Raw genomic sequence first — 21,574 nt, forward strand, 5'->3', positions numbered from 1 at the left:
CCGTTCAAATTACAGCAGCTCGCCGTCGATTGGCTGCTCAATCGCTGCCTATGTCGCAAGCGGACCTTTGCCTTGGACTGGGCGACGCGTGCTCGCTTGTCGGATTTTCTGCTCGATCTCGTAAGCTGCCTTCAAAAGCGTTTCGACAACTTCCTGCTCGCGTCGCGGGCCGAGCCGTGTTCGGACGGCCGATATGGTGAGGGCCGCCGCCGGATCCCCATCGGCTGTCTTGATCCAGGTCGAAATCGATTTCGTGCCCTGGACCAATCCGACTTCGCGCACGCCATAGCCCCTGCGCCGGACGTCGGCGATTTCTGACAACACGGTCTGCCGGTCGGTCCGATATCCCGCGAATCGAGGTTCATTCGTCGCAGCGATCCTGCGTGACTCTTGAGCCGGTAACGCGGCCAGGATGGCAACGCCTGCGCTGCTGACGCCGAGCGGCCGCCGCGCACCCACGGCGATCGAGAGTACCTGAATCGGATATGAGCCAATTCTCCTATCCACGCATAAAGTGTCGTTGCCGGTGCGCACCGTTAGAAACAATGTATCACCGACCCGTTGCGACGTTTTGCGCAAAATGTCGTCCGCCGCTGCGAGCAATGGCGAGCGCGATGGGCGAGCGAGTGCCAATTCAGGGACCTGCGTGCCGATTGCATAGCGACCCGAGCGCTCGTGGCGCTCGACGAGCCCCTCCTCCATCAGGACATGGACGATCCGGTGTACGGTCGGGCGCGATAGACGCGTCGCTTGGACGACTTCTTTCAACGGCAATCCGCTCTCACCGCCCGCTGCAAGCACGCGAAGGAGGAAGAGCGCGCGCCGGATCGCCTGTGCGCCTTGTCGCGGCTCCGGATCGAGCGTTGTCGGCAATCCACTGTCCATAATGTGGACAATAACCGCACATTGGCATCGACAAGTAAAGCGCTTGAAACCAATGGTTCGCCGCAAGAGCGCTGGTCCTAATCGGCGTCGAACATACGGTCTGCGGCGTGAAAGTCGCATCTGGCGGGAGGAAATGATGAAGTCGCTATGGATCGCTGCAGCCATTGCCGCGACGCTGGTTAATGGCGCGGCGACGGCCCAGGAATGGCCCGCGCGCATTGTCAAACTGATCGTGCCCTATCCGGCCGGCGGCAATGTCGATAGCGCGGCGCGCATCGTCGCGGATCGGCTGCAAGAAAAATTGGGCCAGCCTTTCGTGATTGAAAACAAGTCGGGCGCTGGCGGCATGATCGCCGGGGAAGCGCTGGCGAAAGCGCCGAATGATGGCTACACGCTCATGGTCGGCGCCAATGGTCCGGTTCTCTTCGCTCCCGAAATTAACAAGCGCGACGCCTACAACTGGAAGCGCGACTTCCTGCCGATCTCGAGCATCTCGATGACGCCGCTGGTGCTCGAGGTTCATCCTTCCGTGAAGGCGACGTCGTTCGCCGAATTGCTCGAACTCGCGAAGCGCGATCCGGGCAAGCTGACGATGGCATCCCCGGGGCCGGGCACGACCAATCACCTGCTCAGCGAACTTATGCAGTCCAAGCTCGAGATTCGTTGGGTGACGGCGCATTATCGCGGCAACGCGCCCGCGACCAATGACCTGCTCGGCGGGCAGGTTCAGTTCGCATTCGATCAACTGTCGGTCAGCCTTCAATATATCAAGAGTGGAATGGTGCGCGCCCTGGCGGTCACAAGCCCACATCGACTGCAGACGCTTCCCGACGTGCCCACTTTCGCCGAGCTCGGCTATCCGGATTTCGACGGCCAGACCTTCACGGGGCTCGTTGCTCCGGCGGGCACTCCCGTTCCGATCGTCGATAAATTGAACAAAGCGCTGACTGAGATCCTCAAAGAACCAGGCGTGATCGACAAATTCGAAAAACTTGGCGCCGAAGCACTCCCGATGACGCCAGGTGAGTTCAGAGCCTATCTCGATCGTGAAGACGCCAAGTGGATTCCGGTCGTGCGCAAGGCCAACGTGAAGGCGGATTGACGAATGAAGATCGATCCCGCTGAACTTGGCGCCGAGAAGGCCTATCGTCTGCTCACCGGCATCGTCGTCCCGCGACCGATCGCATGGGTGACCAGCATGTCGCAGGCAGGTACTGTCAACCTTGCGCCTTTCAGTGCTTTCACCTTCGTCTCGCCTAAGCCGCCGATGCTGGCAATCAGCGTCGGCCGCAAATCAGGCGTCTACAAGGACACGGCGCGCAACATCCTGGATCGCGAAGAATACGTCATTCACATCGCGGATTCGCCGTTGATGTCGGCGGTGCACGAAAGCTCCGCCGAACATCCGCCGGAGGTGAGCGAGGTCGAAGTCCTCGGTCTCGAGACGACTCCCAGCGATCATATCGCGGTGCCGCGGCTGACGGCGGCGCCTATCGCGATGGAATGCCGGTTTCGGCAATGCCTCGAATTCGGGGATACCCGCAGCCGGTTGATCGTCGGCGAAGTGGTCGCATTTCACATCAAGGACGATCTGCTCGCCAACGACAAGATCGAGACCGAGAGCCTCGATCCGATCGCCCGCATCGCCGGTCCGCGTTACGCGCGGCTAGGTGAGATTTTCACGTTGAAGTCCGTATTCCAGACATCGAAGTAATTGGAACAACGCCGCGGGCGCAACTCGAGCAACCGTTCCAGCAGCGCGATCCCGGCGGCAATCGATCCAGTGAATTGTTCAAGAGGCCCTCATGAAACTATGCAGCTATTTGACCGGTGGAAGCAGCCACTACGGTGTGGTGGCCGATGACGGCGTCATCGATCTCAGCGCGTTGCTTGGATCGGAGTTTCCCGATCTGCGCAGCCTGATCGCCGGCAACGGGCTGGCGAAGGCGAAGCAGGTGAGCGCCGGCCGCAAGCCCGATCATCGATTGTCGGATCTGGTCTTGCTGCCGCCGATCCCGGCACCGGAGAAACTGTGGTGCATCGGGGTCAACTACAAGGACCGCAACGCCGAATACAAGGATAACTCGGATCTGCCGAAATATCCGAGTCTGTTCGTCCGTAACCCGTCATCGGTGGTGGGCTCCGATCAGCCGATCGAAAAGCCGAAGATCTCCGAGCAACTCGATTACGAAGGCGAGATCGTGATCGTCATCGGCAAAGAAGGCCGTCACATCACGCGCGAGAATGCCTGGTCGCACATCTTCGGCATGACGCTCTGCAATGAAGGCTCGGTGCGGGACTGGCTGCACCACGGCAAGTTCAACGTCACCCAGGGCAAGAATTTTGATCGCTCCGGCAGCGTCGGGCCGTGGATCGTCACGGCCGACGAATGCGATCCGCAGGGGACCCACGATATCGTCACGCGAGTGAACGGGGAGGAGCGTCAGAACGACTCGACCGAGCGGCTAATGTTCACCTTCGACTTTCTGATTTCCTATCTGTCGACCTTCGCCACCTTGAAGCCCGGCGACATGATCGCAACCGGAACACCAACCGGCGCCGGCGCCCGCTTCACGCCGCCGCGTTGGCTCAAGCCCGGCGATGTCGTCGATGTCGAGTCCAGGCAGATCGGCATTCTTCGCAACGTCGTCGCAGAGGAGAAATAACGGTGCTTGATCAGACGGTCATCGATACGCTGGCGCATCGCCTCGACGAAGCGGAGCGGACCAAGACGCTCATTACCATGTTGACCGCCGACTATCCCGATCTCACCATCGAGGATGCCTATTCGATCCAGCGGACCTGGACGGCGCTGCAGCTCGAACGCGGGCGGGTGATCAAAGGCCACAAGATCGGCCTGACCTCGAAGGCGATGCAGAATGCGGTCAGCATCTCCGAGCCGGATTACGGCGTGCTGTTCGTCGACATGTTCTATCAGGATGCCGGCACCATCCCTTATGAGCGGTTCTTCGCGCCGCGCGTCGAGGTCGAACTGGCCTTCGTGCTCAAGACCGATCTGCGCGGACCGGATTGTACGATCTTCGACGTGCTAAACGCGACAGACTACGTCACACCGGCGCTCGAAATCCTGGAAACGCGCATGCACCGCGTGCATCCGCAAACCAAGAAGCCTCGCACGGTGGTGGACACGATTTCCGACAACGCAGCGAATGCCGCGCTTGTGGTCGGCGGTCGTCCATTTCGTCCGCTGGATGTCGATCTGCGTTGGGTCAGCGCGCTGCTGTTTCGGAATGGCCAGATCGAGGAGACCGGTGTCGCTGCCGGCGTGTTGAACCATCCGGCAAACGGCATCGCGTGGCTCGCCAATCGCCTTGCGCCGCACGACGAATATCTCGCTGCAGGCGAGGTGGTGCTCGCCGGATCCTTCACGCGTCCGATCGAGGTCAGCCGCGGCGATACGATACATGCCGATTACGGGCCGTATGGCTCGGTGTCGTGCCAATTCGTCTGACCGTTTCCGGAGACTGCAGCCATGACATCTTCCAAGCGCCGCCGCAGCGTTCATATCGGCGAATTCAAGCACGCAAATCCGATCCCCAATGCCTGCCGCATCAACAATCTGCTGATGTCCGGCGTCATCCTCGGCCGCGATCCCAGGACAAGCGAGATGCCACCGGATCTCGAAAGCCAGTGCGCCAACATGTTCGCGCATATGAAGGCGATCGTGGAAGCCGGCGGCGGCAGCGCTGACGACATCATCAAGATGACGGTCTGGCTCAAGGATCGCAGCAATCGTGGGCCGGTCAACGTCGAGTGGCTCAAGATGTTTCCGGACGAACATTCGCGTCCGGCCCGTCATGCGCTCTCCATGGAGATGGACGGCGGCGCCCTGGTGCAATGCGATTTCACTGCGGTGATCGATTAAAGGAGCGACAGATGCCCGACTATCTTCCATTTGATCCGACCCCGCGCACGCCATCCCGCAAGCCGCCGCCGAAGAGCATCGACAGTCAATTCCATGTGCTCGGTCCGGTGGAGCGTTATCCCGTCCGGCCCGGCGCTGCCTATCAGATGCCGATGGCGACCTGGGAGGCTGCGCTTCGGGTACACAAGGCGCTTGGTATCGAGCGCGGCATCATCGTGCAGACGACGACATATGGCGCCGATCATTCGGTGGTTCTGGACGGGCTGGCGGCGATGGGGCCGAACTACAAGGCCTGCGCGAATGCACTGGTTTTCGCCGAGCGCGACGATGCGTATCTCGCCAAGCTGAACGACGCCGGCGTCGGCGGCGCGCGGTTCAGCTTCCGCAAGGAGCTCGGCGCCGTGCTTTCGGACAGCGACTACGAGCGCGCGATCGCACGTATTTCCGAACTCGGCTGGTACGCTAAATTCCAGCCGGAGAAGGACGGCATTGTCGCCAATCTCGACAAGATCGCGTCTCTCAAGGTGCCGGTCCTCATCGATCACATGGGTCGCCCGGATCCAACGCTCGGCAAGAACGATCCGAACTTGCGTGCGGTTCTCGATCTGCTGTCGAAGGGAAATTTCTGGGTGATGCTCTCGCTTGGTGAAAAGACGTCCAAGAAAGGTCCGCCTTGGGACGACGTCATTCCCATCGCGCAAGCCTATCTCGAAGCCGCGCCTAATCGCTGCGTCTGGGCAAGCGACTGGCCCCACCCGGTATCGGTCGTCCAGCCGCCGAATGACGCCGACCTGCTTGAATTGCTCTATCGCTACGCGCCGGACGATGCCTTGCTGGAAAAGATACTGGTCACAAATCCGGCAAAGCTGTTTGGGTTCTCTTAATAGATAGTGGGCGGACACCCTGCCGGGAGCGGAGTCCGCTTCCGGGGGATATCCGGGATCGCCCCTCGTCCGGGCTGGATTTCATCCGCGCGGGCGGGGTGCTTCGACTGATTGTGAAGCCGACACAAATATCTTTTTGCTGCTCTTCTTCAGCGAGCCTGTCGCGAGCCCGTCAGAATCTCACGCGACAGGGAACCGCATGCGAGCGATCGAAACCGCAGCCGTATGGTTGTGAACCTGCGTCTCCGGTCGTTTGTTTCGACCTACGGCTTATCGCGGCCCCACGGGAAGAGAGAGACCGGAAAATCGGCCGCATAGCGCCGCCCTTTCGGCGGACGGGGAGGGTCCTGCCGAGGATTCGGGTCCGGCTCCAGCACCTTGCGATAAAGATGCCAGGTGGCATGACCGAGTAGGGGCAGAACAACGGCGAGACCGACGAATAACGGCAGCGAACCGGCCACCAGCAGCGCGGCCACAATCAGACCCCATGCCGCCATCGTCACAGGATTTTTCATCACGACCCGCAGCGAGGTCTGAACTGCGTCTGTCACGCTCGCATGTCGGTCGAGCATCAGCGGAAACGCCACGACGCTAACGCACAGGGCCATGATAGCGAACAATAGTCCGACGCCGCAGCCCTGGACGATCAGTTGGTGCCCCTCTGTGGTTGTGAAGATGCGCGATGCGAAATCAGGAATGCTGGCCGCAGGGGCATTGCCGAACTTGGAAACGTAAATCGCATTCGCAGTGGTCACCCAGACCACGAACAGAATGAGCAGGAGCGTGCCGAGGCCAAGCATGGCTCCAAAGGACGGCGAGCGCAGCACGCCGAGTGCATGCCACGCCGACGCCTCTTCGCCGCGTTCGCGGCGGCGGCTGAGTTCATAGAGACCGAGGGCTGCAAAAGGACCAATCAACGCAAAACCGGCGGCTAGTGGGAAAAGCAGCGGTAACACCGAATAGCCAAGGGTCATTCTGGCCAACACAAGCCCGAGAACAGGATAGATAATGCACAGAATAATGGCGTGACTCGGGACCGCCTTGAAGTCCTCCCAGCCCAGCCGCAACGCATCATGCAGATCGGACAAGCCGATCTTGCGAATGACGGGGGCGGCGACGCTATCGGAAGCGCCCGGTACTGTCTGCGAGATCTTGTCAGAATACGGAGTAGCCATGGTCACGATCTCCCATGCGTTCGCACCGGCGAGATCGAGTCATTTTCAAATGACGAGTCTTCGCCTTCGTGCGCAGAAATCGCGACTGGTTCTGGAAGACGGCCAAGTTCAACGAAGAGAGCTTTGCCGAGCAAAACCTGTCGCAACCTGTGCACCAAGTTTAGCGCAATCCGGAAAGAATAGCACGCACTGTTCGGTGAATTCTTCCTTTGTAAGGTTTACGTTTCACCGCGTGGCTGATGGCAATTGACGCATCACTTTGTCTGTCATGCGGACGCACGTCGTGTATTGCAATGCGATATGGGAATCCGTTGCGCGTGCCATTGCTCAACGGTTCGATCGTGGTGCTATCGTCGTCGTGAGGAATAAGCCGGTCTATTGACAATCAAGCCTGCCGGGGAACATCCTGTAGTGGCAAGTGCCCGTAGTTCGACGACACCAGCGATCGCAACTTTTCGAATTCGATGTTGCGACCGGTTAGAGGGCAAGGCGGCCAGCATTGTGATGGCGAGCTCGAAATCAGCCATCGATGCAGACGTGAACTGCGCCCTTTTCTAAGTCTTGTCCGCAGCCTCTAGAGGCAAGGATGAACAAGGGATGGCTGTAGCATTCATACTGCTGTTGGTCGCAGTCGCTTCGGTGCTGTTTCACCTCCTAAGTCCATGGTGGTGGACGCCGATCGCATCGAACTGGAGTTACATCGACGACACGATCACCATGACGTTCTGGATCACCGGGGCGGTCTTCTTCGCGATCGTCGCATTCATCGCCTATTGCATCTTTCGTTTTCATCACAAGGAAGGAAGACAAGCGGCCTATGAGCCCGAAAACAAAAGGCTGGAATGGTGGCTCACCATAGGGACTGCGATCGGTGTCGGAGCGATGTTGGCGCCCGGTTTGCTTGTCTGGCATCAGTTTGTGACGGTGCCGTCTGATGCAACAGAGATCGAGGTCATGGGCCAGCAGTGGCGCTGGAGCTACCGGCTGCCCGGAAAAGACGGCCGGCTCGGGACGGTCGATGCCCGCAACGTCAGTGCCGAGAATCCACTAGGCTTGAATCCGAACGATCCTAACGGTCAGGACGACGTCGTGGTCGAGAACGACGATTTGCATCTCCCGATCGGGAAGCCGGTCAAGGTATTGCTCCGCTCAATCGACGTTCTGCACGATTTCTACGTGCCTGAGTTCCGGGCGAAGATGGATATGGTGCCGGGCTCGGTCACATACTTCTGGTTTACTCCTACGCGCACAGGAACATTCGAGGTTCTTTGCGCGGAATTGTGCGGCATCGCGCATGCGCAAATGCGGAGCAACGTCATCGTCCAGGAAGAGAGCGAATATCATGCATGGCTGGAGAAGCAGCAGACATTCGCAGCGTTATCCGGCCACCGACCCATCACGAAGGCGACTTACAAGACCCGCGGCAAATAGCAGGACCGGCGCGGCGGCGTTGCACGTTGTAACACTTACGATGAGCGACGATCAGAGGATAAATCCGGGAGGACATTCTAATGGTTGATGTCCCGTCTGACGTACTCGCAGGAATTCCGCCGGCCGAAGTGGGTGAGGTCGATCTCTATCACCCAAGAAGTTGGTGGACGCGATATGTCTTCTCGCAAGATGCCAAGATCATTGCGGTCCAGTATGCGATGACGGCAATGGCCATCGGTATGGTCGCGCTGGTGCTGTCGTGGCTGATGCGGCTGCAGCTCGGTTTCCCCGGAACGTTTTCGTTTATCGATCCGAGCCAGTATCTCCAATTCATCACCATGCATGGGATGATCATGGTGATCTACCTTCTCACAGCGCTGTTTCTCGGAGGCTTCGGGAATTACCTGATCCCGCTGATGGTCGGTGCTCGCGACATGGTGTTCCCCTACGCGAACATGCTGAGCTACTGGATTTATCTGCTTGCCGTGCTGGTGCTGGTTGCGACCTTCTTTGTACCGGGTGGGCCAACTGGCGCTGGATGGACGCTGTATCCGCCGCAGGCCATTCTGTCCGGAAGCCCGGGACAGGAAGCAGGCATCATCATGATGCTGGTATCGCTGATCCTGTTCATTATCGGCTTCACCATGGGCGGCCTGAATTATGTCGTGACGGTGCTGCAGGGGCGCACGCGCGGAATGACGCTGATGCGGCTGCCTCTGACGGTGTGGGGAATCTTCACAGCAACCGTAATGGCATTGCTTGCATTTCCAGCCTTGTTCGTTGCCTCAGTGATGATGCTGTTCGATCGGCTTCTTGGCACCAGCTTCTTCATGCCAACGCTCGTGGAGATGGGTCAGCTGGGGAAGTACGGCGGTGGCAGTCCGCTGCTGTTCCAGCACCTGTTCTGGTTTTTCGGCCACCCCGAAGTCTATATCGTTGCTTTACCTGCTTTTGGCATTGTCTCTGACCTCATCAGCACTCATGCGCGAAAGAATATTTTCGGTTATCGCATGATGGTGTGGGCGATTGTCGGAATCGGAGCGATGAGCTTCGTGGTGTGGGCGCACCACATGTATGTCAGTGGCATGAATCCGAAGTTCGGATTTTTCTTCGCAACAACGACCCTCATCATCGCGATCCCCACGGCGATCAAGGTTTACAACTGGATCCTGACCCTGTGGCGTGGCGACATTCACCTCACCATTCCGATGCTATTCGCGCTGGCATTCATCATCACGTTCGTCAATGGCGGCCTGACTGGCCTGTTCCTCGGCAACGTCGTCGTGGACGTTCCCTTGTCCGATACGATGTTCGTGGTCGCCCATTTTCACATGGTCATGGGTGTTGCGCCGATCATGGTCGTGTTTGGCGCGATCTATCACTGGTATCCGAAAGTGACGGGACGGATGCTGAACGAGACACTGGGGCGCTTCCATTTCTGGGTCACGTTCCTTGGAGCTTACGCGATCTTCTTCCCCATGCACTATCTCGGGCTGCTGGGTGTGCCGCGCCGCTATCACGACATCGGCGGGACGGCATTCGTCCCGGCGTCTGCCCATGATCTGAATGCATTCATGAGTATCGCTGCGCTCATCGTCGGCTTTGCCCAGCTCGTATTTGTGTTCAACATGATCCGGAGCCTGTCCAAGGGCGAGGACGCCGGCGGCAATCCGTGGAACGCGACCACGCTTGAGTGGCAAACGCCGCAGACACCGCCGGCACATGGCAACTGGGGCAAGGAACTCCCGGTCGTCTATCGCTGGGCTTATGACTATAGCGTGCCCGGCGCAGCACGGGATTTCATCCCCCAGAATGAACCGCCGGCCAGCTTGACGCCGAAGGGAGCGCATCCATGACGGCCATCGTCCTGTTCATGGCTGGAATAGCGGCCATTGCGGGATGGTGGCTCTCGCAGCAACGGCTTGCGGCCAAGCCCTGGCTGGAGGAGGGGGCGGTTGGCGATTTTCCCGGCGGAAGTTCGATGTCGTTGCCGGCGGCGAAAATAGGTTTGGGTGTGTTTCTCGCGGTCGTCGGGTCGTTATTTGCGCTCTTCGTCAGCGCTTACTCCATGCGTATGCAATTGATCGACTGGCGGTCGCTGCCCGTGCCCGGGTTGCTGTGGTTCAACACCGGTGTTCTGATCGTGAGCAGTGGCGCGCTGCAATGGGCGCATGTTTCCGTAGATCGCGACGACAACGAAAATGTGCTGACCGGCCTGCTTGCAAGCGGCGTTTCCGCCGTTGTGTTCCTGATAGGTCAGTTGCTGGTGTGGCACCAGCTCAACATCGGGGGCTACTTTCTGGCGGCCAATCCAGCCAACGCCTTCTTCTATCTGATCACCGCGGTCCATGGATTGCACTTGCTCGGCGGTCTCGTGGCTTTGGGCAGAACCATCGTCAAGGCATGGCGCGGTGTTGAAATCCCGCAACTGCGTTTGAGTGTGGAATTGTGCACGATGTATTGGCACTTCCTACTCCTGGTCTGGTTGATCCTGCTCGCTCTGCTGACAGGCTGGGCGGACGAATTCGTCACCATCTGTCGCCAGTTGCTGACATAGGAAAGGCATCGATGCGATGGCAGAGACTGTGCTGGCAAACATCGAAAAGCGCCGAACGACGACCGCAGGCTGGCAAGGTATTGTCGCCGACTGGTCCTCGGATCAACGGGCATTCAAGAATGTATCCTGGGGAAAGGCCATGATGTGGATCTTTCTCCTCAGCGATACCTTCATCTTCGGTTGCTTCCTGCTGTCGTACATGACGGCGCGCATGTCCACGACGGTGCCCTGGCCAAACCCGAGTGAAGTCTTCGCTCTGACGATTGCAGGACAACACATCCCGCTCATTCTGATTGCCATCATGACCTTCGTGCTGATCAGCAGCAGCGGGACAATGGCTATGGCCGTCAATTTCGGCTACCGCCACGATCGCCGCAAAACGGCGATGCTGATGCTGGCGACAGCTGCGTTCGGTGCGACATTTGTCGGAATGCAGGCTTTCGAGTGGACCAAGCTGATCATGGAGGGGGTGAGGCCCTGGGAAAATCCGTGGGGGGCGGAGCAATTCGGCTCATGCTTTTTCATGATTACAGGATTCCACGGCACGCACGTAACGATTGGCGTGATTTTCCTGATCATCATTGCGCGAAAGGTCTGGCGCGGAGATTTCGAGACCGGACATCGGGGATTTTTCACAAGCAGGAAGGGAAACTACGAGATCGTCGAAATCACCGGCCTGTATTGGCATTTCGTCGATTTGGTATGGGTGTTTATCTTTGCCTTTTTCTATCTTTGGTGAGGGAAAACATGGCTGAAGTCACGCTACATGCAACGCCCCCTACATCCCCCGCGGCCCATGCCGAGGGACATCAGCATCCGATCAAGCTTTATCTCGTGGTCTGGGGATGGCTTTTTGTTCTGAGTACATGCTCTTACCTCGTCGACTACTTCAACCTGCAGGGGTATCTGAGGTGGTCTCTCATCGTGCTGTTCATGATGTTGAAGGCGGGCTTGATTGTTGCGGTCTTCATGCACATGGCGTGGGAGCGTCTGGCTTTGGCTTATGCCATCCTGCTCCCGCCATTGGTGTTGCTGGTTTTTGTCGGGATCATGGTGTTTGAATCGGACTACACGCTGTTGAGTCGGATCATTTTCTTCAAGACTGGGGCGTGAAGATGAGCGGGGGTCTCGTGCGCAAGGAGGACTTCCATGACCACATATATCATGCTTGCAAACTGGACTGATCAAGGTATCCAACACGTCAAGGACTCGCCACGTCGTCTCGACCTGGCGAAGAAAGCTCTCAAGGACATGGACGGAGAGTTCAAATCGTTTTTTCTGACCATGGGCGACTATGACATCGTCGCGGTTTACGAAGCGCCGGACGATGCCGTCGCCGCGCGCTTCAACTTGCAGCTGGGTATGCTGGGAAACATTCGAACGCACACATTGAAAGCGTTTCCCGAAACGGCTTACCGGGAGATCATCAAGTCGCTAGGCTGATTGCGGACCGGAGGCACGTCCGCGAGATGCCACGCGCCGGTCAAATGACATGTCGACGGGAAAGAAGGTCGAGATGGCGCCCGCTGGCGGAAAGTAGGCGGGACACAATTGCAGTGAAGACGAGGTAGTGCGCAGATGCAATTTACCGTTGGATTCAAGTTAAAGGGCAAGGCGGGCCATGTTGTCGTGGACGCCGAGGACGCGCTTGTCGCCGCTCTGAAAGTCAAGGCGGAGCTCCCGGAAGCGATGACGATGTATGTGCGCCCACAAAACCGGCGCGGCGACGCACGACACCCGTCACATGTGCCCGTCGACGAGCGCGCCGAGGATACTCATTGACGATAGGTTGGGATGAGCAAGCCGGTGCAAGTCATGGTTCGTTCGGGTGGTCATAGCAAACTCAAGCCGACAGCTTCAGTTGGCGCTGAAGCACAAGAAGGAAGTCACGATGTTTCGCGTGGCCGCGGCGTCATATGGCTGAGTAGATCCATCGGCAACGGAAAGACCACAGTCGATGATCGCTCGCCTGCAATGTCGTGCAACGCCGCAAAATAGCGCAGCTGCATCGCCTGCGGCTCCTGAGCAAGGATCCGGCCGGCCTCGACGAGCTTCTCGGCGGCTTGCTGCTCGCCTATCGCATTGATCACTTTCGCCCGCCGCAGCCGCTCCGCCTCGGCCTGCTTGGCGATGGCACGCACCATGTTTTCATTGAGGTCGATATCCTTGATCTCGATGTTGGTGACCTTGATGCCCCACGCGTCGGTTTGCTGATCGAGGATCTCCTGAATGTCGGCGTTGAGTTTGTCGCGCTCTGCGAGCATTTCATCCAGCTCATGCTTGCCGAGCACCGAGCGCAGCGTGGTCTGCGCTAACTGGCTGGTTGCGACCATGTAATTCCCGACCTTGATGATAGCACGTTCCGGGTCGACGATGCGGAAATAGAGAACGGCGTTCACCTTGACGGAAACGTTATCGCGGGAAATGACGTCCTGCGGCGGCACATCCTGCACCATCACCCTGAGATCGGCCTTCACCATCTGCTGCACGAACGGAATCAGGATGATGAGGCCCGGACCTTTCACGCCGGTGAAGCGTCCGAGTGTGAAGACGATGCCGCGCTCGTATTCTCGCAGTATGCGAATGGCGGAGGAGAGAAAGGCGATCACGATGATCGCGAGCAGCGAATAGGCTATGTAATCGAGCATCATCGTACACCTCCCTCGTCGGCGCTGAGTGCTGGCCGGCGACGCACCATCAGCGTCAGATCCGTGATGCTGGCGATCTCGACCGTCTCTCCGGGCTTGAATGTTTCCATGCCGCGGGCTCGCCAGCGCTCACCCTGCGTGAAGACGTGACCTTCGATGTCATTCCAGTCGAGAACTTCGGCGGGCAGGCCGCGCATGGCCTGCGCGCCGATTCGTGCCGGAGCTTTGCGGGCGCGCCGGAGCGAGCCGAGCACAATGAGAAGCAGTCCGATGAACATTGCCGTCACGATGCTGACGAGCGTCCATGACAGCCGGTATCCGGGCACTTCGATCCTGAACAACATCAACCCACCAAGAACCAGGGCAATGGCTCCGCCGAGGCCAAGAACCACGGTCGATCCATCCGGAGTCGATCGTCTCGATCGTCGCATCCGTTGTCGCCAGATGCCGTCTGTCGCCACCGGGAAGCTCCACGACGCGACCATCGACCTGTCTGAGCAGTTCGACCGGGTCGCGCGCAATGAGGTCGATAACATTCGCTTGCAACGCAACACTGGCGGAAAGACTAGCTGCCTCCCGGACAGCCTTCTCGGCCCAATCGGCGTTACGTCCTCGCAACTCGGCCAGGCTGCGGATAAAGGCGACAGCGTCGTTCGTCGCCTTCGCCATCATTGCATCCTTCGGCTCCGTTTGCTGGGCGCTATCTTTCTTGTCCTTGCCGTCTTTGTCAGGGGTGCTGCCCGGCAGGCCTGGCACCGGACTGCCCATTTGCACGGGCGTCGCGGCGCCCAGATTGGTGCCCGGCGCCATTGCGGCGATATGCGTTGCATAGAGGAGATAAGTGCCGGCGCTGGCGGCGTGTGCCCCGGGCGGAGCAACATAACCTATGACAGGAACGGGCGATGCCAGCACGTCGGCGATAGTCTCACGCATGCTGGTGACGAGACCGCCCGGCGTATTCAGGCGCAGAATGACAGCTTCGGCGCGCTGTTCGCTTGCCTTGGCGAGAGCGTCTTTCACGTAGCTGGCGGTTGCCGGTCCGATCGCTCCGTCGATTGCGATCGTCAGCACAAGTTTTCCACTCCCCTCCGCCGAGACAGGCGTGGTGGGGGAGACAGCCAGAGCGACAATCGCAATTGTCGCCGTAAGAGTGGCCTGTACGGTCTGCACAGCCTGGCCTCCCTTATCAAGATGATGTGGGGGGTCCTGGCAGAATCTCAATACGACGGGGATTGGCGAGCCGCCGCTCGCTGTCGAAACCAATGTGAGGGCTGCGCAAGACGAGAAGAATCGTCGATATTATCAGGCAGTCTCAATGACATAAGAAGTTCGCGGTTTCGATCCACGCCCTTGCTTCGCCTCCGAATATAATGGCGTGACCGCGTAGGCACGGCCTTCTTCATCGCGGCTCGATGAGCAAAGTTCTGTCATCGAACTGTTCGACGATCATGCCGACGGCCCGCGCCCCTCCGCCGGATCGCAAGAGGAGCGCTGGCCGTGTTTCAGTGATGGGCCGAAACGCTCTTGACGCACTCGGACAACAAATCACCTGACGCAGAATGGCTGACGTCGCCCAGACTGACGATACCGACCATCCGTTTACTCTTGTTGATCACCGGTAGCCTGCGGACCCGCAGTTTCTCCATGTGATGTACTGCCTTTGCGAGGTCATCGTCCTCCCGGCAACAATGGATACCTTCGGTCATCACATCGCGTGCCGTCGCGCGGCCGGCATCGAAGCTGTTCCTCGCGAGCCCTTTGCAGACAATGTCGCGGTCGGTCACCATCCCGATCAGGCGGTCGTCCTCGCCAACCGGAACGCAGCCAATGTCATGCCCCCGCATCAATTTCGCGAGCTCGGTGACAGGAGTGTCGGGGCTAACCCAATCGACACCTTTGTGCATCACCTCTTTGACTTTCATGGCGAACCTCCATTCCTAGAGTTCAGGTGAATTGATGCAATGCAGTATGTCTCGCCTCCCTCCATGTCCTCCAACTATACAATCAATTACGTGCGAGGTCGCAGAAGAAAAAATCATGCCTGCGCGATCAGACCGGACAAACGCGGCCGCTGTTTCAATCCACGCTCCTGAACAGCGCGCATTCGACGCAAGGCCGGGACCATCCACGGTTGCAAGTGGAAATGGAACCCAAATAATCCAAACGTGTCTCATTGGACAGGGAGCGGTCCTATCCACTAGTTTGGCAGGCGGCGGTGTTGCACACCTCCGGACGAGATCATTGGGAATGAAAGAGAAAAAGGATATCGTAGAAAACTGGTTGCCGCGTTACACCGGCACGCCGCTTGCTGAGTTCGGAGAGTATGTTCTCTTGACCAACTTCGACAACTACGTCGAATGGTTCGCCACGGCGTATGGCAGTTTGGTAAAGGGCGCAGATCGACCGATGCCCAATGCGACTGCCGATGGTATCACTCTGATTAACTTCGGCATGGGAAGCCCGAATGCTGCGACCGTGATGGATCTGTTAAGTGCCATCGCGCCGAAAGCCGTGTTGTTTCTCGGCAAATGCGGTGGGTTGAAACGCAAAAATAAAATTGGCGATTTGGTTCTACCGATTGCGGCTATTCGGGGCGAAGGCACCTCAAATGATTACTTGCCCCCGGAGGTTCCTGCGCTGCCCGCGTTCCAGTTGCAACGTGCGGTGTCGACCATGATCCGCGATCTCGGTCACGACTATTGGACCGGCACCGTGTACACGACCAATCGTCGTGTCTGGGAACATGATGATCGCTTCAGGGATATATTGCGTCGTACACGGAGCATGGCGATCGACATGGAGACCGCAACAATCTTTGCTGCGGGATTTGCCAATCACATTTCGACTGGCGCACTGCTTCTCGTGTCCGATCAGCCAATGATTCCCGAGGGTGTGAAGACCGAAGCGTCGGATCAGGAGGTGACCGCGAACTATGTCGAAAGGCATATCAGGATCGGAGTGGAGGCCCTGAAGCTTGTGCGGCGCCGCGGCCGCAGCGTCAAGCATTTGCGTTTCGAAGACGATTTCGATGCAGGGCATGAGACGTAAAGAGGCGTCGCACCGCTGCATCGACAATTAAGCAGCGGTACGATCTTTCCATTTGGGTCTGCGACGGCCGCCGCGGATCGTCGGACTAATCCTCAGTCATGCGCGCTAAAGCGGCCGTGCTGGGCGTTGGCCATCAGGCGCGCAAACTGCGCGTGACCCATATGAAGCAGCGTCTCGTGATCGCCAGCTTCCAGATAGACCTCCGGCTGCGCCTGGATGCTGTCGTCGACGATGATATCCAGCCCGTAGCATTTACCGACGGCAGGAACTGCACCGTGTGCGCAGTCGCGGAACAGCTGATGGATCTCGGTTTCATCTGCCATGTGGACATTGTCGCCGAGTGATGTTCTCAGGTCCGACAGGCGGAGGTGATGCGATGCGGGCAAGACGGCCAGTATATATTCGCCGTCGCGCCGCAACACGATGCCCTTGGCGAGGCGATCGCCCGAGATGTGGCATGCCTCAGCCGTGCCGGACGACGTCATGCGGAGTTCGTGCGGGATCACCTCGTATTGGATGTTTTCAGCGGCCAGGTATTTCTGCAGGGTGGGAGCAATGGTCATGGCGTGACCTCCGGGGCAAAATGCAAGCCATCCATCGTAAGGTCTTTGTCTGCAGACTCTCGCCGTGCGATGGGCGGCTGCGTGGTTGTAGGCTCAGCATAGGCCTCCCATCCGACAGCTGCAATTCGTTATCGGTGACCAACTCTCTCGCGAGATAAATCAGAATGCCCGCGCTGTCGGTGGTGACTGCGCGAGCGCCGCAATGGTTCTTCCCCAAACCGGGGGCTGCTGTCCATTTGTGCGCATGCGGGGATCGCATGAGGTATCAATCGAAATTACATATCCATTTCAAAAACATAGGGGGGCGAAGTTTTATTCTGAATGGCGTGCCATTTTCCAGAACGCACAGCATTCACAGACAGGCCGATCGACCACGATGTCATGTGGTGACGCGCATCTCCGCTTAATGTCACCCCGGGTTCAGCGCCGAAGTGTGTGGCGCGCGCAGTGTGTGCGGCCGGTTGGTTGCGAGGGCATGGTCGTCGGGCTAGCCTATGCGCAGGACAAGTCCAAAGGTGAGAGCATATGACCCCGCGCGAACGTCTCGACCAATTGCACCCGGAAATGACCGTATGGCGCAGGGATTTCCATGCGCATCCGGAGATTGGCTTTGAGGAGGAGCGCACCAGTGCGCTGGTGGCGGAGCGGCTGTCGGAGTGGGGTATCGAGGTGCATCGTGGCCTCGGCGGCACCGGCGTCGTCGGCGTAATCCGTGGCCGTCATCAGGCGGCGGGTAGCAACCGGGCCATTGGCTTGCGCGCTGATATGGACGCGCTGCCGATGGAGGAGGGCAACGGTTTTGCCCACCGCTCGCAGAATGCCGGCCGCATGCATGCCTGCGGCCATGACGGTCACACCACGATGTTGCTTGGCGCTGCGAAATATCTTGCCGAGACGCGCAATTTCGCCGGCACGGTGCATCTGATCTTTCAGCCGGCCGAGGAAGGGCTCGCTGGCGCCAAGGCGATGATGGACGACGGGTTGTTCGAGCGTTTCCCCTGCGATTCCATCTATGCGATCCATAACAGCCCGGACATGCCGCTCGGCACCGTCAAGGCGTTGACCGGCACGGCGCTGGCGGCGATCGATTATTTCAAGGTGACGCTGCGTGGCCGTTCCTCGCACGGTGCGCATCCGCATCAGGGTATCGATACGGTGGCCATGGCAGCGCAGGTGGTGAATGCGCTGAACGCGATTCCGTCGCGCCAGATCGATGCGCTGGAATCCGCCATCATCAGCATCGGCCAGATCCATGGCGGTACCTCGGACATCGTTCTGCCCGAGACGGTGGAGTTGCGCGGCTCGGTACGTACGCTGAAGCCCGAGGTGCGCGAACGCGTCGAGGAATTGTTCATGCGCGCGGTGACGCTGACCGCGCAGGCCTGCGGCGGCACGGCGGAGATCGAGTATCGCCACGCCTATCCGGCCACCATCAACACGGCCGACGAGACGGTGCGCGCGGCAGAAGCCGCGGCGGCGGTGCCGGGCGTTACCGAGGTGCTGCGCGAAGGCAATCCAATTCTTGCCGGTGAAGATTTCGCGTTCATGCTCGAACGCAACCGTGGTGCCTATCTGATGTTCGGGCAGCGCACCGCCGACAAGGGCGGCGTGCCCGTTCACAATCCCGGCTACGATTTCAACGACGATCTCTTACCGATCGGCGCGAGCTATCTCGCCGGGCTGGTGGAGCAAGAGCTCGCATAGACCGCGATCAACGCGATCTGAGCGGCGTGTCTACGCCGCGCCGCTCTTCGGAATGGTGCGGCCGATGACGCGCAAAAGGTCTGCGCGCACCGACTCGATGTGACGTTCAAGGAAACGGCAGGCGTCATCGATCTTCTGGCTGCGGCACAGCGCGATGAGTTCGGCGTGTTCTTTCTCAGCGATGCCCATCGCGGTGGTGGTCGAGAGTTGCATGCGCGTGTAGCGGTCGCTGGTTTGCAGCAGCGCCATCACGATCGTCTGTGTGCGCGGCTGCCGCGCCCGGACATACATCGCCATGTGGAAATCGGCGTTGAGCTGTCCCCATTCGCTGATATTGCCGGCGGCAATCGCCTTCTCGAAGCGGTGCTGGATGTCGTCGAGTGCAGCGAAGTCGTTGTCGACAAAATGCGGCGCGGACTGCGCCAGCATCCGTGGCTCGAGGATGACCCGGAGATCGAACACGTCGTTGATTTCGTCGAGCGACAGTTCCGAGACGATGGCGCCCTTCTGCGGGACGATCTTCACCAGCCCTTCGGCCTCAAGCTGAAACAGGGCTTCCCGCACCGGAATCCGGCTGACGCCATAGGCCTCGCCCAAGGCGTCCTGGCGCAACTGCGCGCCAGCCGGGTGGGTGCCGTCGAGGATGGCCTGGCGGAGTTGATCCGCGATCATGGCCGACAGGGTGCGGTGCTTTAGCGGCGCGCTCATTGATTTATCGAGCCTTTTCTCTGGATTTCGGCCGGATTGATCTCAGATCTCGTCCCGTCTTCGCTGCCGCACAAAAACTCCTCAAGGCGCGAATTTGTGCAAATCAGCGTTTGACAGGGAAATTGTATAAATTATACGATCCAAAAATCATATCACAATCGTGACAGCGGGGGCAGTTTATGAGTGACCAGACGATGTCGACGGCCCCGGCCATCGGAGCCCGCCGGGTCATCCTGGTGGCGTCCGCCGGGCTGCTGGCCTTCGAGCGGCTGGCTCTGATGGGCCTGATGTATCTGCTGACGGCGCTGATCCTGGTGAATGTCGTCACCCGCTATTCGCACTTCCCGATCTACTGGATCGATGAGTCGGCGGTGTATTCGGTGGTCTGGCTGACCTTCATCGGCGCCTCCGCGATGACCCGCCTGCGGCTCGACTTTGCGGTCACCATGATGACCGAACGTCTGTCGGCCAGAAGTCAGCAGATCTTCAAGATTATCGCCACGAGCACGGTGATCGTGTTCGGTGTCGGCCTGATCGTCACCTGCATGCTCTGGATGGACCCGATCGGCCTTGCGCAAGCAGGCTTCGACGCGAAGAAGTTCGCGGGCCAGACCTTCAATTTTCTCTACACCGAGCGCACCCAGACGCTGAACTGGCCGACATGGGTCCTCTATCTGACGCTGCCCATTTTCGCGGTGTCGATCACCATCCATGGCATTGCAGAATCTGCTCGAGGACCTCGGCCTCGTCGCCAAGGTGCCGCCGAAAGGCTTCCAGCTCTCCGAACTCGACGGGGTGAACTGATATGATCACCTTCGCCGCATTCACGGTGATCATGCTGGTCGGCGTGCCGATCGGTCTTTGCCTTTGCCTCGCCGGCTTCGTCTACATCATGGCGTCCGGCAATCCGGTGCTGTTCCAGTCCTATCCGCTGCAACTGTTCGGCGGCGTCGACAGCTACGGTCTGATCGCGATCCCGCTGTTTATCCTGATCGGCGAGATTATGAATGGCGGCGGCATCACCAAGCGCATCGTCGACATGGCGATGGCCTTTGTCGGCTCACTGAAGGGCGGACTGGCTTACGTCAACATTCTCGCCAATATGTTCATCTCCTCCATTCTCGGCTCGGCGACCGCACAGGTCGCGATCATGGCGCAGATCATGGTCCCGGAAATGGAAAAGAAAGGCTACGACAAGACCTTCGCTGCCGGTCTCACCGCCTACGGCGGCATGCTCGGCCCGATCATTCCGCCGTCGGTAATGTTCGTGGTCTACAGCGTGCTGGCGCAGGTGTCGGTCAGCGACATGTTGATCGCGGGCATCATTCCCGGTGTCATCCTCACAGTGATGTTCTGTGTCGTCATCGCGCTGATGGGCTACGTCTACAACTATCCGCGTGCGGACTATCAGACGCCGAAACAGCGTGTGATGACCATCCTGCGCACCTCGCCGACACTTTTGATTCCCATCGTCATCGTCGGCTCCATCCTTGGCGGCCTTGCGAATGCGACAGAATCGGCTGCGGTCGGCGCAGTCGCTGCTGCTGTTGTTGGCAAATACTGGACCAAGGAATTCGAGTGGTCGCAGCTACCGCAGATGATGCTGCGCTCCGGTATCTATTCGGCGATCGTGCTGTTTCTTGTGGCCGCGGCCGCCGTGTTTTCCTGGGTCTTGATCTTCGGCAAGGTGCCGCAGGAGACCGCCGCCTGGATCCAGACTGTTGCCAAGGATCCGATCAGCTTCATGCTGATCTGCAATGTCATCCTGCTGGTCATCGGCACGGTGATCGACGGCGTGCCCGGCCTGATCATGACCGTGCCGATCCTGCTGCCGGTGGCGACCGAGATCTACCACATCGACCCGCGTCACTTCGGCGTGGTCGTCGTGATCAATCTCGTGCTCGGATTGCTGTCGCCGCCGGTCGGACTCTGTTTCTTCGTCGCCGCCGCCGTCACAGGCGCCAAGCCCGGCAAGATGTTCATGGTGACGCTGCCGTTCTTCTTCATCTCCTGCATCCTGTTGGTGCTGCTCTCCCTCTATCCGTATCTGTCTCTCGCCCTCATCAAGTAAGCCCCATACCCATC

22 protein-coding genes and 2 pseudogenes are annotated in these 21,574 nt (G+C 59.0%); 17 read left to right on the forward strand and 7 right to left on the reverse strand.

Going from position 1 to position 21,574, the window contains the following annotated elements:
- Positions 1-48 precede the first annotated feature (48 nt).
- A complete protein-coding gene (locus RSO67_RS21145) occupies positions 49-885 on the reverse strand; it encodes an IclR family transcriptional regulator (RefSeq protein WP_315844323.1) in 837 nt (278 codons plus the stop codon).
- A gap of 136 nt (positions 886-1,021) precedes the next feature.
- Between RSO67_RS21145 and RSO67_RS21150 the strand changes: the two genes are divergently transcribed.
- From RSO67_RS21150 to RSO67_RS21175, 6 genes are all read left to right on the forward strand, one after another.
- The gene (locus tag RSO67_RS21150) at positions 1,022-1,987 is read left to right on the forward strand and encodes a tripartite tricarboxylate transporter substrate binding protein (RefSeq protein WP_315840444.1); all 966 of its coding nucleotides are present in this window, start codon (positions 1,022-1,024) and stop codon (positions 1,985-1,987) included.
- Between the two features lie 3 nt (positions 1,988-1,990).
- Positions 1,991-2,599 (forward strand): flavin reductase family protein, encoded by a 609-nt coding sequence (locus RSO67_RS21155; RefSeq protein WP_315840445.1) that lies wholly within the window; start codon positions 1,991-1,993, stop codon positions 2,597-2,599.
- Positions 2,600-2,690: 91 nt separating this feature from the next.
- Positions 2,691-3,551 carry a fumarylacetoacetate hydrolase family protein gene (locus tag RSO67_RS21160; protein WP_315840446.1) on the forward strand — a complete coding sequence of 287 codons (861 nt, stop codon included), beginning with the start codon at positions 2,691-2,693 and terminating at the stop codon, positions 3,549-3,551.
- On the forward strand, positions 3,548-4,357 hold the full coding sequence (gene hpaH / locus RSO67_RS21165) for a 2-oxo-hept-4-ene-1,7-dioate hydratase (RefSeq protein WP_410001906.1): 810 nt from the start codon (positions 3,548-3,550) through the stop codon (positions 4,355-4,357). Before RSO67_RS21160 ends, hpaH begins: the two co-directional genes overlap by 4 nt.
- Before the next feature lie 21 nt (positions 4,358-4,378).
- Positions 4,379-4,771 (forward strand): RidA family protein, encoded by a 393-nt coding sequence (locus tag RSO67_RS21170; protein ID WP_315840448.1) that lies wholly within the window; start codon positions 4,379-4,381, stop codon positions 4,769-4,771.
- Between the two features lie 11 nt (positions 4,772-4,782).
- On the forward strand, positions 4,783-5,655 hold the full coding sequence (locus tag RSO67_RS21175; RefSeq protein WP_315840449.1) for an amidohydrolase family protein: 873 nt from the start codon (positions 4,783-4,785) through the stop codon (positions 5,653-5,655).
- Between the two features lie 263 nt (positions 5,656-5,918).
- On the opposite strand, the gene RSO67_RS21180 is transcribed toward RSO67_RS21175, so the two are convergent.
- Positions 5,919-6,830 (reverse strand): DUF2189 domain-containing protein, encoded by a 912-nt coding sequence (locus tag RSO67_RS21180; RefSeq protein WP_315840450.1) that lies wholly within the window; start codon positions 6,828-6,830, stop codon positions 5,919-5,921.
- A 597-nt stretch (positions 6,831-7,427) separates the two neighbouring features.
- On the opposite strand from RSO67_RS21180, the gene RSO67_RS21185 reads away from it, so the two are divergent.
- The 7 genes from RSO67_RS21185 to RSO67_RS21215 all read left to right on the forward strand — a co-directional run bounded on the left by RSO67_RS21185 (position 7,428) and on the right by RSO67_RS21215 (position 12,600).
- On the forward strand, positions 7,428-8,261 hold the full coding sequence (locus RSO67_RS21185) for a cytochrome c oxidase subunit II (RefSeq protein ID WP_315844324.1): 834 nt from the start codon (positions 7,428-7,430) through the stop codon (positions 8,259-8,261).
- Positions 8,262-8,341: 80 nt separating this feature from the next.
- The gene (locus RSO67_RS21190) at positions 8,342-10,117 is read left to right on the forward strand and encodes a cbb3-type cytochrome c oxidase subunit I (RefSeq protein ID WP_315840451.1); all 1,776 of its coding nucleotides are present in this window, start codon (positions 8,342-8,344) and stop codon (positions 10,115-10,117) included.
- Positions 10,114-10,818 carry a cytochrome c oxidase subunit 3 gene (locus tag RSO67_RS21195; protein WP_315840452.1) on the forward strand — a complete coding sequence of 235 codons (705 nt, stop codon included), beginning with the start codon at positions 10,114-10,116 and terminating at the stop codon, positions 10,816-10,818. Before RSO67_RS21190 ends, RSO67_RS21195 begins: the two co-directional genes overlap by 4 nt.
- 16 nt (positions 10,819-10,834) lie before the next feature.
- On the forward strand, positions 10,835-11,557 hold the full coding sequence (locus RSO67_RS21200; RefSeq protein ID WP_315840453.1) for a heme-copper oxidase subunit III family protein: 723 nt from the start codon (positions 10,835-10,837) through the stop codon (positions 11,555-11,557).
- Positions 11,558-11,565: 8 nt separating this feature from the next.
- Positions 11,566-11,931, forward strand: a complete 366-nt coding sequence (locus RSO67_RS21205; protein WP_315840454.1) for a cytochrome C oxidase subunit IV family protein — start codon at positions 11,566-11,568, stop codon at positions 11,929-11,931.
- Between the two features lie 36 nt (positions 11,932-11,967).
- The gene (locus RSO67_RS21210; protein WP_120288269.1) at positions 11,968-12,261 is read left to right on the forward strand and encodes a GYD domain-containing protein; all 294 of its coding nucleotides are present in this window, start codon (positions 11,968-11,970) and stop codon (positions 12,259-12,261) included.
- A 135-nt stretch (positions 12,262-12,396) separates the two neighbouring features.
- Positions 12,397-12,600, forward strand: a complete 204-nt coding sequence (locus RSO67_RS21215) for a hypothetical protein (protein WP_089262760.1) — start codon at positions 12,397-12,399, stop codon at positions 12,598-12,600.
- A 104-nt stretch (positions 12,601-12,704) separates the two neighbouring features.
- Here the strand turns inward: RSO67_RS21215 and RSO67_RS21220 are convergent, their stop codons facing one another.
- The 3 genes and pseudogenes from RSO67_RS21220 to RSO67_RS21230 form a co-directional block, all read right to left on the reverse strand.
- The gene (locus RSO67_RS21220) at positions 12,705-13,469 is read right to left on the reverse strand and encodes a slipin family protein (protein WP_315840455.1); all 765 of its coding nucleotides are present in this window, start codon (positions 13,467-13,469) and stop codon (positions 12,705-12,707) included.
- Positions 13,466-14,636 (reverse strand): annotated as a pseudogene (locus RSO67_RS21225) (NfeD family protein). The gene RSO67_RS21220 and the pseudogene RSO67_RS21225 overlap by 4 nt, the downstream one beginning before the upstream one ends.
- Before the next feature lie 332 nt (positions 14,637-14,968).
- Entirely contained in the window at positions 14,969-15,388 is a 420-nt protein-coding gene (locus RSO67_RS21230; protein WP_315840456.1) for a CBS domain-containing protein, read from the reverse strand.
- Between the two features lie 325 nt (positions 15,389-15,713).
- Here RSO67_RS21230 and RSO67_RS21235 point away from each other — a divergent pair, with 325 nt between their 5' ends.
- A complete protein-coding gene (locus tag RSO67_RS21235; protein ID WP_089262752.1) occupies positions 15,714-16,514 on the forward strand; it encodes an AMP nucleosidase in 801 nt (266 codons plus the stop codon).
- A 92-nt stretch (positions 16,515-16,606) separates the two neighbouring features.
- Here the strand turns inward: RSO67_RS21235 and RSO67_RS21240 are convergent, their stop codons facing one another.
- The gene (locus RSO67_RS21240) at positions 16,607-17,077 is read right to left on the reverse strand and encodes an aminoacyl-tRNA deacylase (protein WP_089262750.1); all 471 of its coding nucleotides are present in this window, start codon (positions 17,075-17,077) and stop codon (positions 16,607-16,609) included.
- Positions 17,078-17,602: 525 nt separating this feature from the next.
- Here RSO67_RS21240 and RSO67_RS21245 point away from each other — a divergent pair.
- The gene (locus RSO67_RS21245; RefSeq protein WP_315840457.1) at positions 17,603-18,781 is read left to right on the forward strand and encodes a M20 aminoacylase family protein; all 1,179 of its coding nucleotides are present in this window, start codon (positions 17,603-17,605) and stop codon (positions 18,779-18,781) included.
- Between the two features lie 30 nt (positions 18,782-18,811).
- On the opposite strand, the gene RSO67_RS21250 is transcribed toward RSO67_RS21245, so the two are convergent.
- Entirely contained in the window at positions 18,812-19,489 is a 678-nt protein-coding gene (locus tag RSO67_RS21250; RefSeq protein ID WP_089262746.1) for a GntR family transcriptional regulator, read from the reverse strand.
- 179 nt (positions 19,490-19,668) lie between these two features.
- On the opposite strand from RSO67_RS21250, the pseudogene RSO67_RS21255 reads away from it, so the two are divergent.
- Positions 19,669-20,293 (forward strand): annotated as a pseudogene (locus RSO67_RS21255) (TRAP transporter small permease).
- A 1-nt stretch (position 20,294) separates the two neighbouring features.
- Complete coding sequence (locus RSO67_RS21260; RefSeq protein ID WP_093759765.1) at positions 20,295-21,560, forward strand: TRAP transporter large permease; 1,266 nt, start codon at positions 20,295-20,297, stop codon at positions 21,558-21,560.
- Positions 21,561-21,574: the final 14 nt, after the last annotated feature.

This window comes from Tardiphaga sp. 709 (genome assembly GCF_032401055.1).
GTDB lineage: Bacteria > Pseudomonadota > Alphaproteobacteria > Rhizobiales > Xanthobacteraceae > Tardiphaga.

What these genes read in the sequence shown, in the direction of transcription:
- RSO67_RS21145 (WP_315844323.1), bottom strand. Translation starts at nt 885, where the DNA reads ATGGACAGTGGATTGCCGACAACGCTCGATCCGGAGCCGCGACAAGGC.
- RSO67_RS21150 (WP_315840444.1), top strand. Translation starts at nt 1,022, where the DNA reads ATGAAGTCGCTATGGATCGCTGCAGCCATTGCCGCGACGCTGGTTAAT.
- RSO67_RS21155 (WP_315840445.1), top strand. Translation starts at nt 1,991, where the DNA reads ATGAAGATCGATCCCGCTGAACTTGGCGCCGAGAAGGCCTATCGTCTG.
- RSO67_RS21160 (WP_315840446.1), top strand. Translation starts at nt 2,691, where the DNA reads ATGAAACTATGCAGCTATTTGACCGGTGGAAGCAGCCACTACGGTGTG.
- RSO67_RS21170 (WP_315840448.1), top strand. Translation starts at nt 4,379, where the DNA reads ATGACATCTTCCAAGCGCCGCCGCAGCGTTCATATCGGCGAATTCAAG.
- RSO67_RS21175 (WP_315840449.1), top strand. Translation starts at nt 4,783, where the DNA reads ATGCCCGACTATCTTCCATTTGATCCGACCCCGCGCACGCCATCCCGC.
- RSO67_RS21180 (WP_315840450.1), bottom strand. Translation starts at nt 6,830, where the DNA reads ATGGCTACTCCGTATTCTGACAAGATCTCGCAGACAGTACCGGGCGCT.
- RSO67_RS21185 (WP_315844324.1), top strand. Translation starts at nt 7,428, where the DNA reads ATGGCTGTAGCATTCATACTGCTGTTGGTCGCAGTCGCTTCGGTGCTG.
- RSO67_RS21190 (WP_315840451.1), top strand. Translation starts at nt 8,342, where the DNA reads ATGGTTGATGTCCCGTCTGACGTACTCGCAGGAATTCCGCCGGCCGAA.
- RSO67_RS21195 (WP_315840452.1), top strand. Translation starts at nt 10,114, where the DNA reads ATGACGGCCATCGTCCTGTTCATGGCTGGAATAGCGGCCATTGCGGGA.
- RSO67_RS21200 (WP_315840453.1), top strand. Translation starts at nt 10,835, where the DNA reads ATGGCAGAGACTGTGCTGGCAAACATCGAAAAGCGCCGAACGACGACC.
- RSO67_RS21205 (WP_315840454.1), top strand. Translation starts at nt 11,566, where the DNA reads ATGGCTGAAGTCACGCTACATGCAACGCCCCCTACATCCCCCGCGGCC.
- RSO67_RS21210 (WP_120288269.1), top strand. Translation starts at nt 11,968, where the DNA reads ATGACCACATATATCATGCTTGCAAACTGGACTGATCAAGGTATCCAA.
- RSO67_RS21215 (WP_089262760.1), top strand. Translation starts at nt 12,397, where the DNA reads ATGCAATTTACCGTTGGATTCAAGTTAAAGGGCAAGGCGGGCCATGTT.
- RSO67_RS21220 (WP_315840455.1), bottom strand. Translation starts at nt 13,469, where the DNA reads ATGATGCTCGATTACATAGCCTATTCGCTGCTCGCGATCATCGTGATC.
- RSO67_RS21230 (WP_315840456.1), bottom strand. Translation starts at nt 15,388, where the DNA reads ATGAAAGTCAAAGAGGTGATGCACAAAGGTGTCGATTGGGTTAGCCCC.
- RSO67_RS21235 (WP_089262752.1), top strand. Translation starts at nt 15,714, where the DNA reads ATGAAAGAGAAAAAGGATATCGTAGAAAACTGGTTGCCGCGTTACACC.
- RSO67_RS21240 (WP_089262750.1), bottom strand. Translation starts at nt 17,077, where the DNA reads ATGACCATTGCTCCCACCCTGCAGAAATACCTGGCCGCTGAAAACATC.
- RSO67_RS21245 (WP_315840457.1), top strand. Translation starts at nt 17,603, where the DNA reads ATGACCCCGCGCGAACGTCTCGACCAATTGCACCCGGAAATGACCGTA.
- RSO67_RS21250 (WP_089262746.1), bottom strand. Translation starts at nt 19,489, where the DNA reads ATGAGCGCGCCGCTAAAGCACCGCACCCTGTCGGCCATGATCGCGGAT.
- RSO67_RS21260 (WP_093759765.1), top strand. Translation starts at nt 20,295, where the DNA reads ATGATCACCTTCGCCGCATTCACGGTGATCATGCTGGTCGGCGTGCCG.